General features: G+C 32.0%; 1 protein-coding gene. It reads left to right on the forward strand.

The window, feature by feature from the left end; all coding sequences use genetic code 11:
- The first annotated feature begins 94 nt into the window (after nucleotides 1-94).
- A complete protein-coding gene (locus AC1DSL_RS18670) occupies nucleotides 95-871 on the forward strand; it encodes an HNH endonuclease (protein ID WP_477533391.1) in 777 nt (258 codons plus the stop codon).
- Nucleotides 872-985 lie beyond the last annotated feature (114 nt).

The following is a 985-nucleotide window of genomic DNA, read 5'->3' on the forward strand; positions in this document are numbered from 1 at the left end:
ATACAGAAGTTAAAAAGGATTTTTGACAACTAAAATCTTGTTATTATTTGTTAATAAATGAATTATAAAATATCTTGATGGAGGGGTAGTGAAGGTGAAGATATGTAATGTTAAAGATTGCAATAATAAACACGAAGCTAAGGGGTACTGTAAAAAACATTATAGAGCCTTCAGAAAATATGGTAATCCATTACATGTGTCTAAAAGGGCTTCCAGAACGACAACATCAAGTGAAATTAGAGTTATTAATAATGTGAAATTTAAAAAGTGTCTTATTTGTGAAGAATGGATTGAATTAAACGAAGAGAATTTCTATATATCTAAATCAGGAAAGGATGGCTTTCATCCATACTGCAAGATTTGTGCAATAAGGAAATCCAAGAAATATCAAGACGACAATAAAGCAAAAGTAAGTGAATACAGCAAACAGATTTATAAAGAGAAAGAGCAATATTATAAAGACAAAGCAAAAAGATGGAACAATCAAAATACTGAACACTCCAAAGATCTTAAACAAAAATGGAGAAGAGGTAACAAAAACAAGTTAAAAGACTATAGAATAAAGAGACTATTTCATAAGAGTCATGACATCTCAGAGGACGAGATAAGATTAATCTATTCTTACTCAAACAGTTGTTGTATGTATTGTGGAATTACTGAAGAGGAAGCAATTGAGAAGTACCAAAATAAACTACACAAGGATCATGCTGATAATTTTGGCTCTGATGGCATTGAGAACTGTATATTGGCTTGCAAAGGGTGTAATTCCAGTAAGCATGACAAGGATTGGGAAGAGTGGTTTATTAACTCGAATATGTATGATGAAGAAAGGAAAAAAGCAATCGCTTATTGGTTAGATTTATGGAAATAAGCAAACGAAATTCTCATCTTATAGGGTACAGGGGGTAAGGAATGAAGAAGCAAAAAGGAAACATGATTGATCTGCTAGATAGAATTTACGAAAACTCCGAAAGCTACGCAATGG

It is taken from the genome of Paenisporosarcina sp. P4_D4 (genome assembly GCF_056401835.1).